We start from the raw sequence: 13,528 nt of genomic DNA, 5'->3' as shown, positions 1-13,528 counted from the left end.
TATTACTTCATACACTCTAACACCATTTTTGATATCATAGGTTACAGGAGAATAAAAATAAAATTTCTTTTATGACAGTCAGATTAAAAAGATAATAGGTATATGACAAGTTGTAATTTGAAACGTTTACAGTAACTTTATAGAAATAGAGGTGTATTATTATGGAAAGAATTAAGCTTAAGATGATTAGAAATCATTTAGACAACATACCTGAATATGAATTACCAGAAGGATACTCAATTAGAATGTTTGAAGAAGGGGATGAACGTCTTTGGGCAGAAGTTGAAACGGCTGCAGGGGAATTTTCAAATATAGATGAAGCATTGCAAAGGTTTCATAAAGAATTTGGCTCTCATATAGAAGAAATGAAATATAGATGTTTATTTATTGAGAATAATTCAGGTGACGTAATAGGGACGACAACAGCATGGTTCGGTCAATTACCTTTAACAGACTTACATATAGGTAGAATACATTTCGTAGCCATTAAACCGGAATATCAAGGTAAGAAATTATCAAAGCCATTATTAAGTGCAGCACTTAACAAAATAATTGAGCTTGGTCATAAAGAAGTGTATTTAACGACACAAACAACCAGTTATCCAGCCATTAATATGTATTTAAATTATGGTTTCGAACCATATGACCCAGACAACTCGGATCAAAAAGGTTGGTTGATGATGGAAGATATATTAAATAGGAAGTTAAACGTATAAAAAATGCCCCTATACCATTATTCCCGTGGTATAGGGGCATTTTATAAAAGATGGATTATTTATCTTTCTTAGAATCTTTCGTCCATTCTTTTACTTTATCTTGGTTATCATCTACCCATTTTTCTGCAGCTTTCTTAGGAGATGTACCTTCTTGGATATCTAACATAACAGATTCCATGTCTTTAGTAGTCCAATTGAAGTTATCTAAAGTTTCATATGCTTTAGGGCTGTCTTTTTTCAAGTCTTTACGAGCCATTGTATTAATGTGCTCAGCTTTACCAAATGAGCCTTTAGGGTCTTTCAAGTATTTCAAGTCATATTTTTGGAATTTCCAGTGTGGTGACCAACCAGTTACAACGATGTCGTCACCTTTTTTCATAGCTTGACCTAATGTTGTAGCCATTGCACCTGATGAAGAAGTTTCAACTTTCCATCCATCTAAGTTATAATCTTTAACTGCTTTTTCAGATGCTTTTACAACACCAGCACCTGGTTCGATACCAACGATTTTCTTACCAGCTTGGTCTTTCAAGTCAGAAATTGAATCGCCATCGAAATCTTTATTTACAACAAGTCCGATTTTAGCCCCTTTAAGGTTTGGACCTAAGTCATCAAGATTTTTCTTATGTTTTTTGTATAAATCCCCGTGTGTACCTGGTAACCAAGCACTAACCATTGCGTCTGTTTCACCAGAAGCAACTGATTCCCACATTACGGCATTATCTAAAGGTGTGATTTCAACATTGTAACCTTCATCTTCTAAAACTTTTTGCATAACATGTGTTGAAGCAATTTCTGAATCCCATTCAACGTAAGATAAGTTAATATCTTTTTTACCTAAGTCTCCATCTTCACTTGAGCCACCATTGCCACATGCTGCTAACACTAGTGCTAAAGAAAGCATAAGTACGAGTACACGCCATTTGTTCTTCATAAGTAATTCCTCCTAGATTATTTGTTTTTAGATGATTGTGTAAAGCGGTCGATGATAATAGCAAGGATAACGATACTTAAACCTGCTACGAAACCTGAACCGACTTCTGCACGTTGTAGAGAACTTAACACATCTCTACCTAATCCCGGTGCACCAATCATTGATGCTATTACAACCATTGATAAAGCTAACATTACAGTTTGGTTTACACCTGCCATGATAGATGCTTTAGCAAGAGGGAGTTGTACTTTAATTAATTTTTGCATGGATGTTGTACCAAATGAATCACTTGCTTCTATTAATTCAGCAGATATTTGTCTAATACCTAAGTTTGTTAAACGAATTGTTGGTGGAGTTGCAAATATAATAGATGCGAATACACCTGGAACCATACCAATTCCGAAGAATGCGACTGCTGGAATTAAATATACGAATGCTGGCATTGTTTGCATAAAGTCTAAAATAGGTTTCATAACTGCTTGGAAACGATCGCTTCTAGACATTAAAATACCGAGCGGAACACCGATAATAACAGATAGCAAACTACTGATAATAACAAGTGTCATCGTGTTCAGTAATTGATCCCATAAATCTTGGTTATAAATGAAGAATAAACCAATACCTACTAAAATAGGGGCAACAATTTTCTTATTCATAACAAAGTAAGCAAGAACCATGATGATAATGATAAAGACAAACGGATGTAACAACTCTAGTAATGAAATGATAAGTTGCATAAAGTCACCAAGATACGTCTTAATCGGTTCAAAAATAAAACTAAAAGTTTCTGTTAACCATTCTACAAATGCGTTAGCCCAATCTGATACAGGTAAAATAGGCAACATATTAAGCATGATTCATCACCTCATTTCCCTGTGCTAATACATCGAATACATCTTGGAAATTAAGTTTCCCGACAATTTTATTGTCTTTCTTAATCCAAAGTTCGTGTGTGCCAGATTTGAAGTGAGGGAATGTTTGATAAAGTAGCGACTCGGCATCTATAAATGACATGCCATCTACTAATTCAACATTCTCAACTTTCTCCATAATATGTTTAACTTTTAATACTTTAGAACGATCAATATCTTTAACAAAGTCTTTAACGTAGTCGTCACCAGGATTAATTACAATCTCTTCCGGTGTACCAACTTGAGCGATTTCGCCATCTTTCATTAAAGCAATTCTATCACCAATATGAAGGGCTTCATCTAAATCATGTGTAATAAATATGATTGTTTTTTGCATGTCTTGTTGTAGTTGTAAAAGCTCATTCTGCATTTCTTTACGAATCAGTGGATCTAATGCTGAGAAGGCTTCATCCATTAATAAAATATCTGTGTCATTAGCAAGTGCTCTTGCTAAACCTACACGTTGCTGCATACCACCAGATAATTGTTTTGGTAATTGATCTTTATATCCCGCTAGACCAACTAAATTTAAAGCATCTTCTGCTTTTTTTAAACGCTCTTTTTTTGAAACGTTTTTAATTTCTAAGCCAAATGCGACATTCTCAACAACTGTTTTGAAGGGAAATAATGCGAAACTTTGGAATACCATACTTAAATTCTCACGTCTAAAGTTACGTAAGTCTTCTTTATTTAACGAAGAAATGTTCTTATCGTTAATTAAGATATCTCCATCAGTTGGATCAATTAAACGATTAATCAAACGAATCAGTGTTGATTTACCGCTCCCGGAAAGACCCATTACAACAAATATCTCTCCATCTTCAATTGTGAAATTTGCATTCTTGACAGCTACTGTCGAACCAGTTTCCTTAAGGATTTCTTCTTTCGTTTTATCATCCTGTAAAAGTGACTTAACCTGGTCATTGTAATTGCCGAATACTTTAGTAACGTCTTTGATTTGTATATTACTCAAAATAACCAGTCCTTATCGATTTATTGACTTCTATAACGCTATCATACGAAATTTTAATAGTCAAATTGATATCGCACAATATTTTAACATTAAGAGTATAATTCTTATGATTAAATTTTACGTTTTTGTATTTAATTTTAAAAAATAAATAGTAACAATTGTTCCTATAACTAATGCAAAGAAAGCGCTTACTTAAATAAAAAATATCGAGAATCTTCATATTTAAATTAGCGCTTTAAAATTTCTAGAATTAGAGAAAAAAATTTTTTAAATCTTTTTTAATATCATATTAAGTTGTCATAAAGTCTCCGCCATTGATGTGAATGACCTGTCCGGTAACATAAGTAGAATCTTGGGAAGCTAAATAAACAAAAGCAGGTGCATTTTCACTTGGTTGCCCTCGTCTACCTAGTGGTGTATCTGAACCAGCATTTTCTACTTTGTCTTTCTCGAAAGTTGCGGGGATTAATGGTGTATATATCGGTCCTGGTGCAACTGCATTAACACGAACCCCTTTACTAGCTAACGAAGCCGCAAGAGAACGCGTGAATGATACAATGGCGCCTTTAGTAGATGAATAATCAATTAAATGGGCTGAACCACGATAAGCCGTTACACTAGTCGTATTAATAATTGTGTCTCCTTTACTTAAGTGAGGTAATACAGCTTGGCATAAGTAAAACATTCCAAAGAAATTGGTTTCAAAAGTTTCTTGTAATTGTTCCTTAGTAATATCTTCGAAATTATCTTGTGGATGTTGGATACCACCATTATTAACTAATATATTGATTTGCCCGAAGTCTTCAATGACTTTGTTTACAAGTTCTTTGGCGTGATTTTCTATTTTTAAGTCGTGTTTATATGCCTTTGCTTTGATACCTAGTTCTTCAAGTCTTGTTAATGCATATTTAGCATCATTGTCTTCATCATAATAAGCGATAGCTACATTTGCACCTTCTTTAGCAAATAAGATGGCAGTTGCTTCACCTATACCAGAATCACCACCAGTAATCAGTGCAACTTTTCCTTTCAATTTACCACCAGCTTTATAATCTTCATCTTCAATAATAGGCTTTGGTTCCATCTCGTGCTCTATACCAGGTTGTACGTCTTGAGTGTATCCTTCTATTTCTTCGTGCTTTTGTTCGAATTTATCTTTCATGAAGTTAACCACCTCTTGTTAAAATGATAATATACTTTACCCTAAAAAAGTAAAATGAAACGAATAGGGTTGCAAATTTATGCATTAAAATGTACTTAAAATTGCATAAGTACTATCTATATAAGGTGTTGTTAAATGATGTTTTTTGCTAATTTTGTAGATATATCCTTGTATAAACGCCGTTTCTAAAGGTTTTTTACTTATTATGTCGTAATACATACTTGTACCCATATCATCTGGATATCCTTCATAAATTTTCATAATGCTTTTTTCAAAATCATCATCAAAATAAATACCTTCAGCTTTAGCAACACGATTACCTTCAACTAATAAGTTGTAACAAAGTGCATGTATTTGATCATGCTTAAGTACACGAGCAGGTTGTCTCGTTAGTGCAGTTACCGTATTAATACCTAAATTGACGATTAATTTATACCAAACGTGTTGATCGTAATCTTGGAGGCATTCAAGATTGAGTAAACTATCTTTAGTTAAATTTTTAATGTCTAATGTGTACGCATGAATAGGTAATCTTAAAGTCCAATCTCTAAAATGCGTTACGACGTTGCCTTCTTTTTGTCCGCTTATATATACGACAGCGTGAAATTTGTGCGGGTGATCAATTTTTTCTAACTGTCCATAGCCATTTTGAGTTAAAATAATAACGCTATTAGCATGGAGGATATGATGAAGATATGGGATGATTGCGTCGAGTTGCGTTGCTTTAACAGCGATAAATAAAATATCTACTTTTTCATGTGCATCTTCTAAAGAGTGAACGGGAAATGAATGTTGCACATCTTGATTGTATTCTTGGAAATAGACTGTAGCGTTTGATCTTCCAAACAGCGTAACATCAAGGTTTGATTGTGTTAAAGCAAATGTAATGGCTGTACCCACAGCACCAGGACCGATTATTCCAAACTTTTTCATTTATTATTTTCCTTTCAATGTTAATATATACATAATAACAAATATAAGAGGGTGGTAAGGGATGAAAACCATTAAACAATTGTTGACCATGAAAGAACAAAAAGAAAAAATATCCATGATTACAGCATACGATTATCCAAGTGCTAAACAAGCAGAAGCAGCAGGTATAGACACTATTTTAGTAGGCGATTCTTTAGGAATGGTTGTGTTGGGCTACGATAGTACAGTCGAAGTGACAATGGAAGATATGATACATCATGTGAAAGCTGTTAGAAGAGGTGCACCAGATAGTTACGTAATCGTTGATGTACCTTTTGGAGCAGTCGGTATCGACCATACAACCGATATGAAAAACGCGATTCAATTATATAAAGATACTAAAGCAAACGCTGTAAAAATCGAAGGTGTGCATACGACATTGATTCAAGGTTGTACTCAAATTGGTGTGCCAGTCGTATCTCATTTAGGCTTAACACCTCAAAGCGTCGGCATTACAGGTTATAAATTACAAGCAAGTTCAAAAAGAGAAGCTGAACAACTCATAGAAGATGCGAAAGCAGTTGAACAAGCAGGTGCAGTGATGCTCGTATTAGAAGCGATTCCAAGTGATTTAGCAGAAGTGATTACAGAACAACTGACAATTCCAGTTATCGGTATAGGCGCAGGAAAAGGTACAGATGGTCAAGTACTCGTATATCATGATTTATTAAATTACGGTTCAGAACATATTGCTAAATTTGTGAAACAATACGGTGATTTTTCAAATGGTATAGACGCACTAAAAGCATATCATGAAGAAGTTAAAAGTGGTGCATTCCCTTCAGAAGCACACACATATAAGAAGAAAGTGATGGGGGAGACAGAGTAGTGACGCAAGTAGTAGAACGAATTAAAGATATGAATTCAATCGTATCTCAATTTAAATCTCAAGGTAAAACAATAGGACTCGTACCAACCATGGGTGCATTGCATGATGGCCATTTAAAAATGATGAAACAATCAATAGAAGAAAATGATGTAACTACAGTGAGCATTTTTGTAAATCCATTACAATTTGGACCTAATGAAGACTTTGATGATTACCCGAGACCATTTGAATCTGATTTAGAGAAGCTTAAACAAATTGGCGTAGATTATGTATTTCATCCAACAGTTGAAGAAATGTATCCAGGAGAACTAGAGATGACGATTACAGTAGGTCGTTTAGCACAAGTGCTTGAAGGTAAGAAGAGACCAGGTCACTTTGATGGCGTTGTAACAGTTGTTAATAAGCTGTTTAATATTATTCAACCAACACGTGCGTACTTCGGTAAAAAAGACGCACAACAACTCGCTATAATAGAAAAAATGGTAGAAGACTTTAACCACTCAATTCAAATTGTACCAATAGATATCGTGCGAGAAGCAGACGGACTAGCAAAAAGTTCAAGAAATATCTATTTAACAGAAGAAGAAAGAAAAGAAGCCGTACATTTATCTAAAAGTTTAGCATTAGCTAAGAAGAAATATGACGAAGGCGAAAGAAATAGTGATGTCTTAATACAAACCATCACGCAATATTTAGAAAGTAACGTGAGCGGAGATATCGTAGAAGTCGCAATTTATAGTTATCCAGAATTAGAAGAACAACATACAATAGAAGGACAAATCTTTATCTCACTAGCCGTTAAATTTAGCAAAGCAAGATTAATAGATAATATTATTATATAGGAAAGAAAAGAAGCCGATTGTGCAGGAGTACAATCGGCTTTTTTGTATTAAAATGGGGGCGCTAACGATCAAGAGTGAAAAACAAGATCGTTAGAAATTCTAACGCTCAAGAATCACAAACAAGATCGTTAGCGCACGACATTCACACTCACACACATACACAAAAAAACGTGAGACATCATTCTGCCTCACGCTTCATCCAAGACTCCTATACTCTTACTTACACTTCCTTCAATGTTGCTTCAGCGCTCAATGCTCTTGCTTTGTCATCTTTAATTGTGACACCTTGTGCTTCTAATTGAGCGATTGTTGCTGCAAATTGTGGTAAGTATGCTTTATGAGCAATGAGTAATTCATTCATCACTTGTTTCGCAGATTCACCACTTTGAATTAATGGGTTGATAATAAATGCTTGTAATAGTAATCCGTAATCTCCTGTAACGGCTGCTTCTTCTACACATAATTCCATATTCTTCATTACTTGTAACCATCCGCGTTCTGCTGGATGTAGGGAACCGAATGCGATTGGTTGAGCACCTGTCGCGTTGATATATGCTGACACTTCTACAACATCATCAGGCGCTAAGTCTGGTACTGCACCTTTATTAACAGTAGATACAACTACATGTGTATTTTTATTTGAAGCGATAGATGCAATTGTCTCACATGCGACATCTGAATAATGTGTGCCGCCACGCTCGCTTAATTGTTCTGGTTTATGATCGAGATGTTCATCTTTATAGAGTTCAAATAATTCTTTTTCCGTTTGTCTAACTTGTTCAGCACGCGTACCGATTTCTGGATCATTGTATTCTTTAAGTGCATGTTCAAGCATTTCTTCTGCACGGTAGTAATATCTATGGTAACCACATGGAATGAGCTGCATGTGTTGTAATTGTTCTTCGAAAAATGGTACATCAAAGATATTAGAAGGTAACGATGATGCATCTTCAACTAATTGTTTATTTAATTGATCAGTCACGTCATGACCATTTGCGTCTTTAACTCGATGCCAGTGAAAATGGTTTAACCCTGCAAAGTGATGCGTAAGTTCTCCATCACCAACATTCAGCATTTCCGGCTCATTAATCAAACTATTCACAGGTACATTACATAGACCAAGTACTTTTTCCCATTTGCCGTATCGTACGATAGCATCTGTAACCATACCACTTGGGTTTGTAAAGTTAATTAACCATGCATTTGGACAAAGTTCTTTCATATCTTCGACAATATCTAATAAGACAGGAATTGTTCTTAACGCTTTGAAAATACCACCTGGACCATTCGTTTCTTGACCTAAGAAGCCATGCGATAAAGGAATGCGTTCATCTTTAATTCTTGCATCTAATAAACCCACTCTAAATTGAGTCGTAACGAAATCAGCATCTTTTAAAGCTTCACGTCTATCTAATGATAAATGTACTGTGACATCATATGGAGAAGCATCCCACATTCTTTGCGCCATTTTGCCGACAGTTTCTAATTTCTCTTTACCTTCAGGAATGTCTACCAACCAAATTTCACTTAAAGGTAAAGATTCATAACGTTTAATAAAACCTTCCATCAATTCAGGCGTATAACTGCTGCCGCCACCGATAGTTACAATTTTTATCCCTTTTTCCATTATAATGACCTCCTAATATTTTCTTTCTTATGCACGTTAAGTATAAAATAGAAGTAATCATTAAAAAGGCAAATCGGGCATTATCAAATGACATTTACAAATTTCCTGAAAATAAATGGGATTTTTGTAATGACTTTTTACAAAAGGAGATATTTATATGCTTTTAACAGAAAGAATGAAAGAAGATATATTTTCGCAAGCAGAACAAAGTATCATTCAATATTTGTTTGAAGAAAGAGAGAAGATTAAGTCTAAGACGTTAAATCAAATTTCTAAAGAAACATATACACATCCTTCTACTGGTATTCGCATAGCTAAAAAGTTAGGATATGACGGTTGGTTAGAGTTAAAGGATCATTATTTAGAAGAAGTAGAATACTTAAACAGACATTATGAATCAATAGACGCAAACTTCCCATTTGATGCATCAGATAATAACATGTCCATTAGCCATAAATTAGCACGACTCAATCAAACAACGATAGACGACACCGTGCATTTAATAGATCATCAAGAATTGGATAAAGCAGTCGCGTATTTAAACGAAGCGGAAACCATTAAAATCTTTGGACTGTATCATAATTTAATGATATGTGAAGACTTTGAAATGAGAATGAATCAAATTGGCAAGACCGTTAAGCTCTGCGCACTCGAACCCCATTTTGAAATAGAAAAGTCGTCCAAACATACATGTGCCATCTTCATTTCATATAGTGGTGAAAATCAAAGCATCTTGAAATTATTACCGATGTTAAAGAAAAAGCATATTCCAATTATCGGACTGACAAGCATTGGTGAAAATACAGTAACCAAATACGCAGACAGTATATTACGCATTTCAACAAGAGAAAAGTTGTATTCCAAAATCAGTAACTTCACAACACGAGATTCCATCAGTTTCTTGATGGATATCTTGTATGCTTGCGTGTATGGAACGGATTATGACAAACATACAGATTATAAGATTAATATCGCTAAGAATTTTGACAACCGCGTGACGCATAATAAGATGATACAGGAGAAGTGATGGATGGGAAAATTTTATAATAATTTTAAAACATGTAACACATCATTCATTAATGACCAGTTAATTTAGTCAATTTCATATTATTTTAAAGGTGTTTTATATTTATTTAACTATAATATTAAATAAATATAAATAAACAAATGTATATTATTAATTGATTGAGTAGAGTGATTTTTAATTTTGCAATCTTAAATAATTATCTTTTTCTTTTGAATTTTAATGATATAATTAAAGTATGTAAAATGTATTATTTTCCCTATTTCTGAAAACACTTTTAGTATTATGTTGTTTTATAAATAGAAATAGTAGTTAATATTTCATAATATTCACTTGATATTTTACAAAATTATAAATAAAGAAATATTGGATAAGGGGACTGGAATATGAAGTTATTTTTCAAATTTATGAGCATCGCAACGGTTTTAATATACATATTAATTAAAATACAAAATATAGTTCAAGATTATTTGGAAATTAAAAATGGTGAGTATAAAGAGGAATAGAATAAGCGACAGACGATTGACTATGTTGATCTTGTTTGACTGAATTTCCTGAAATTATAATAGATAACAATTTATTAGAAAGAAGAGGAAAAAATGAAAAAAAGAGTTTTAAAGAAGTATAATAATTATAAAAAAAATAAAGGTAAGTTAATATATATAAATGCAAGACGTAATAAACAAATTAAAAAAGGAAATATTCTTTTTGAAGCGGTGCATGGAGATACATATAGTGGGCATATTTATTACATGATAAAAGAGTTGTTAAATAATAGTAAACTTAATTTTAAAATTTATGTTTCCTTAAAAGATACTGAAGATATTGAGTTATTATTTGATAAGTCAGAATTAAAGAGAATTAATTTTGTAAAACATATGTCCAATCAATACTACGAATTAATGGCTACTTGTGAATATTTAATAAATGATACGACATTTTATCCGTTCTTTAATAAGAGAGAAGGACAGAAGTATTATATCATTTGGCATGGAACGCCTTTAAAACATATGGGGAAAGATATTCCTAAAGTAGTAGATATTGCTAATGTGCAGAGAAATTTCTATATGGCTGATAGAATATATGTTAATAATCAAAAAACAATGGAAATATTGGCAAGGACACATCATTTAAACAATGTCTATAACGGTAAATTTATAGTTGGTCCTTCTCCAAGAAATAGTGTCTTTTTTGATGAAGAGAAAAGAAATCAGAATAGAAATGATTTCAATTTAAATAATAAAAAAATGCTAGCATATATGCCTACATGGAGAGGGAATATTGGTAGTGTACAGAATTCTCAACATGTTACAAAGTTAATTACATATTTTGAAGAAAATTTAGATGAAAATACAGTGCTATACGTAAAACTTCATCCATTTGAAAAAACTATTATTCCAGATTCATACGAGAAAGTTAAACCATTCCCGTCTAACATTGAGACATATGAATTTCTAGCTGTCACTGATTGTCTTATCACAGACTATTCATCAGTAATGTACGATTACGTGAATTTAGGTAAACCAGTTATACTTTATACTTATGATTATAAAGATTATAAAGAAAATAGAGGTTTATATGACGATTTATCATTATACCCATTTATACAATCAAACAGCTTAGAAGGATTGTTAAAGCAAGTTGAACAAATTCCGCAACAAATCGATTATCAAGAATTTAAAAATGAATATAATAAGTATGACAAGATAGATGCGCCTAAAATCATTATTAATCATATGTTTTTAGATAAAGATGATTTAACGATTGAAGAACATAATCTTCATAATGGTAAAGAAACAGTAGTAATTGTTAGTGGAGGATTTTGGAGTAATGGTATTACGACTGCTTTAATCAACACATTAGAAAATATTGATACTACAGAAAAAAATTATATTTGTTTCTTTGAAAAAGATAAGGTAAAAAAAGAACATTATTATCGCTTGTTAGATTTACCTGAAAACGTTCATTTTTATCCAACAGTTGGAGAAATAAACGGTAGTATTAAAGATAGATTGCTGATGAAAAGATATTTATGGAACGAAAAATTCAAAATTAAAGGTATGGAAAAAGATTTAAGCAGAATTTTCAAAGAAGAATTTAGTAGACTATTTGGTGATTTAAAAATAGATTGGTTTATTCATTATACTGGCTTTGAAAGAAAAAGTGCTGAAATGATGCGACATATTGATACAAATACTGCTATCTGGGTGCATACTGATATGTTTGCTGAGTACGAAGCTAAAAAGAATTTTAGTAAAAAAATTATCTATGGTGCATATGAAAAAGCCAATAAAATCGTACTTGTTCATAGAAATTTAAAAGCAAATCTTATCAATCATTTACCACAAGTTTCTAATAAAATAGTCACTGTAAATAATTTCCTAGGAGAACAAAGAACAAGAAAACTAGCAAAAGAAAATTTATTAGAATCGATTGATAATGTTCATGTTGATTATGCTTATAATGAAAATATGTATTTGGATTTTGCAAATTTAGATCAAGAACAGCTAGATGATAAAATAATACAGGATTATCCAGAACAAACAGTATTGACGGAAAATATAACTGAGTCTATAAAGCAATTGGAAACTAAAGAAGAACATTCAAAATCAACATTAGTAACTCAAAAAGATAAAATAGAAAAAAGTATTGTAAACTCTATTACTGGACTTTATGAAGATTTCTTAAAAGATAGAGAGTTAACAGAAACGTTCAAACATTTATTTGTGAATAACCAAGATGTAATCGATGAATACTTTAATTTAAATGAGAAGGATCCTATTGTTAATTCTGTGGAATTATATAATCAGATGAGGGTTTCAAAATGTAGAATGCTCGATGCCTTGTATAATCCAGAAATTAAAGTATACATGAATATTGGAAGATATGATTATCAAAAAGGCCACGATAAGTTAATAGCTGCATTTGAAAAGGTCTATATTGAAAATCCAAATGTATTTTTAATTATGGTATGTCCACATGGACCTTTAAAATCTCAAACAATTCAATGGGTTCGAGATTCAGTTGCAAAGGAAAATATTGTAATTCTAGGTGGCATAAACAATCCATATCCTTTATTAGATCATGTGGATGCTTTCGTTCTATCTTCAAATTATGAAGGTTTAGGGTTAGTAGTATATGAAGCTTTAGCTTTAAATACTGATGTAATAACAGTGAATTTAAAAGAAACAACTGAATATTTAAATGAAAATCAAGCGATAATTACAGAAAACAGTGTGGAAGGTCTTGTAGATGGACTTATGATACATCTAGAAGGAAATAAATCGTTTGAAGAATTTGATTTCAATTACTATAAAGAAAAATCTAAACAAGAATTTATAAATGTATTTAAGTAAAGGAGATTATTATGACTAAAATAAAAAAAGCAATTATCCCTGCTGCTGGCTTAGGAACAAGATTTTTACCTGCTACAAAAGCAATGCCTAAAGAAATGTTACCAATATTAGATAAACCAACAATTCAATACATCGTAGAAGAAGCGTCACGTGCTGGAATTGAAGATATTATCATTGTAACT

The 13,528-nt window shown here is 32.4% G+C and carries 12 protein-coding genes; 6 read left to right on the top strand and 6 right to left on the bottom strand.

Annotated elements, in window-relative coordinates; translation table 11 throughout:
• Window positions 1–161: 161 nt before the first annotated feature.
• Window positions 162–716: a GNAT family N-acetyltransferase gene (locus tag ACJTHF_RS09780; RefSeq protein WP_106417501.1), complete on the top strand. Its 555-nt coding sequence runs from the start codon at window positions 162–164 to the stop codon at window positions 714–716.
• 55 nt (window positions 717–771) lie between these two features.
• On the opposite strand, the gene ACJTHF_RS09775 is transcribed toward ACJTHF_RS09780, so the two are convergent.
• The 5 genes from ACJTHF_RS09775 to ACJTHF_RS09755 all read right to left on the bottom strand — a co-directional run bounded on the left by ACJTHF_RS09775 (window position 772) and on the right by ACJTHF_RS09755 (window position 5,629).
• The gene (locus ACJTHF_RS09775; RefSeq protein WP_048541674.1) at window positions 772–1,650 is read right to left on the bottom strand and encodes a glycine betaine ABC transporter substrate-binding protein; all 879 of its coding nucleotides are present in this window, start codon (window positions 1,648–1,650) and stop codon (window positions 772–774) included.
• Between the two features lie 17 nt (window positions 1,651–1,667).
• Window positions 1,668–2,504 carry an ABC transporter permease gene (locus ACJTHF_RS09770; RefSeq protein ID WP_048541676.1) on the bottom strand — a complete coding sequence of 279 codons (837 nt, stop codon included), beginning with the start codon at window positions 2,502–2,504 and terminating at the stop codon, window positions 1,668–1,670.
• The gene (locus ACJTHF_RS09765; RefSeq protein WP_048541678.1) at window positions 2,497–3,534 is read right to left on the bottom strand and encodes a quaternary amine ABC transporter ATP-binding protein; all 1,038 of its coding nucleotides are present in this window, start codon (window positions 3,532–3,534) and stop codon (window positions 2,497–2,499) included. Before ACJTHF_RS09765 ends, ACJTHF_RS09770 begins: the two co-directional genes overlap by 8 nt.
• A gap of 289 nt (window positions 3,535–3,823) precedes the next feature.
• Window positions 3,824–4,696 (bottom strand): SDR family oxidoreductase, encoded by an 873-nt coding sequence (locus ACJTHF_RS09760; protein WP_078355086.1) that lies wholly within the window; start codon window positions 4,694–4,696, stop codon window positions 3,824–3,826.
• 84 nt (window positions 4,697–4,780) lie between these two features.
• A complete protein-coding gene (locus ACJTHF_RS09755) occupies window positions 4,781–5,629 on the bottom strand; it encodes an oxidoreductase (protein ID WP_078355087.1) in 849 nt (282 codons plus the stop codon).
• Between the two features lie 61 nt (window positions 5,630–5,690).
• Here ACJTHF_RS09755 and panB point away from each other — a divergent pair, with 61 nt between their 5' ends.
• Entirely contained in the window at window positions 5,691–6,497 is an 807-nt protein-coding gene (panB, locus tag ACJTHF_RS09750; protein ID WP_232156761.1) for a 3-methyl-2-oxobutanoate hydroxymethyltransferase, read from the top strand.
• Window positions 6,497–7,339: a pantoate--beta-alanine ligase gene (panC, locus tag ACJTHF_RS09745; protein WP_232156759.1), complete on the top strand. Its 843-nt coding sequence runs from the start codon at window positions 6,497–6,499 to the stop codon at window positions 7,337–7,339. The genes panB and panC overlap by 1 nt, the downstream gene beginning before the upstream one ends.
• 220 nt (window positions 7,340–7,559) lie before the next feature.
• Here the strand turns inward: panC and ACJTHF_RS09740 are convergent, their stop codons facing one another.
• Window positions 7,560–8,966, bottom strand: a complete 1,407-nt coding sequence (locus tag ACJTHF_RS09740) for a 6-phospho-beta-glucosidase (RefSeq protein ID WP_106417504.1) — start codon at window positions 8,964–8,966, stop codon at window positions 7,560–7,562.
• A 157-nt stretch (window positions 8,967–9,123) separates the two neighbouring features.
• On the opposite strand from ACJTHF_RS09740, the gene ACJTHF_RS09735 reads away from it, so the two are divergent.
• The 3 genes from ACJTHF_RS09735 to ACJTHF_RS09725 form a co-directional block, all read left to right on the top strand.
• Window positions 9,124–9,993 (top strand): MurR/RpiR family transcriptional regulator, encoded by an 870-nt coding sequence (locus ACJTHF_RS09735; protein WP_232156757.1) that lies wholly within the window; start codon window positions 9,124–9,126, stop codon window positions 9,991–9,993.
• A 596-nt stretch (window positions 9,994–10,589) separates the two neighbouring features.
• Window positions 10,590–13,346 carry a CDP-glycerol glycerophosphotransferase family protein gene (locus tag ACJTHF_RS09730; RefSeq protein WP_232156755.1) on the top strand — a complete coding sequence of 919 codons (2,757 nt, stop codon included), beginning with the start codon at window positions 10,590–10,592 and terminating at the stop codon, window positions 13,344–13,346.
• An 11-nt stretch (window positions 13,347–13,357) separates the two neighbouring features.
• On the top strand, window positions 13,358–13,528 hold a 171-nt coding region (locus ACJTHF_RS09725), incomplete at its 3' end, for a sugar phosphate nucleotidyltransferase (protein WP_407812618.1).

Source organism: Mammaliicoccus sp. RAM2 (assembly GCF_045897195.1).
In the GTDB taxonomy this organism is placed as follows: domain Bacteria; phylum Bacillota; class Bacilli; order Staphylococcales; family Staphylococcaceae; genus Mammaliicoccus; species Mammaliicoccus sciuri.
This window is presented reverse-complemented; position numbering and strand designations above follow the sequence as displayed.

What these genes read in the sequence shown, in the direction of transcription:
- ACJTHF_RS09760 (WP_078355086.1), bottom strand. Translation starts at nt 4,696, where the DNA reads ATGAAAGATAAATTCGAACAAAAGCACGAAGAAATAGAAGGATACACT.
- ACJTHF_RS09735 (WP_232156757.1), top strand. Translation starts at nt 9,124, where the DNA reads ATGCTTTTAACAGAAAGAATGAAAGAAGATATATTTTCGCAAGCAGAA.
- ACJTHF_RS09755 (WP_078355087.1), bottom strand. Translation starts at nt 5,629, where the DNA reads ATGAAAAAGTTTGGAATAATCGGTCCTGGTGCTGTGGGTACAGCCATT.
- panB (WP_232156761.1), top strand. Translation starts at nt 5,691, where the DNA reads ATGAAAACCATTAAACAATTGTTGACCATGAAAGAACAAAAAGAAAAA.
- ACJTHF_RS09770 (WP_048541676.1), bottom strand. Translation starts at nt 2,504, where the DNA reads ATGCTTAATATGTTGCCTATTTTACCTGTATCAGATTGGGCTAACGCA.
- ACJTHF_RS09740 (WP_106417504.1), bottom strand. Translation starts at nt 8,966, where the DNA reads ATGGAAAAAGGGATAAAAATTGTAACTATCGGTGGCGGCAGCAGTTAT.
- ACJTHF_RS09730 (WP_232156755.1), top strand. Translation starts at nt 10,590, where the DNA reads ATGAAAAAAAGAGTTTTAAAGAAGTATAATAATTATAAAAAAAATAAA.
- ACJTHF_RS09775 (WP_048541674.1), bottom strand. Translation starts at nt 1,650, where the DNA reads ATGAAGAACAAATGGCGTGTACTCGTACTTATGCTTTCTTTAGCACTA.
- ACJTHF_RS09780 (WP_106417501.1), top strand. Translation starts at nt 162, where the DNA reads ATGGAAAGAATTAAGCTTAAGATGATTAGAAATCATTTAGACAACATA.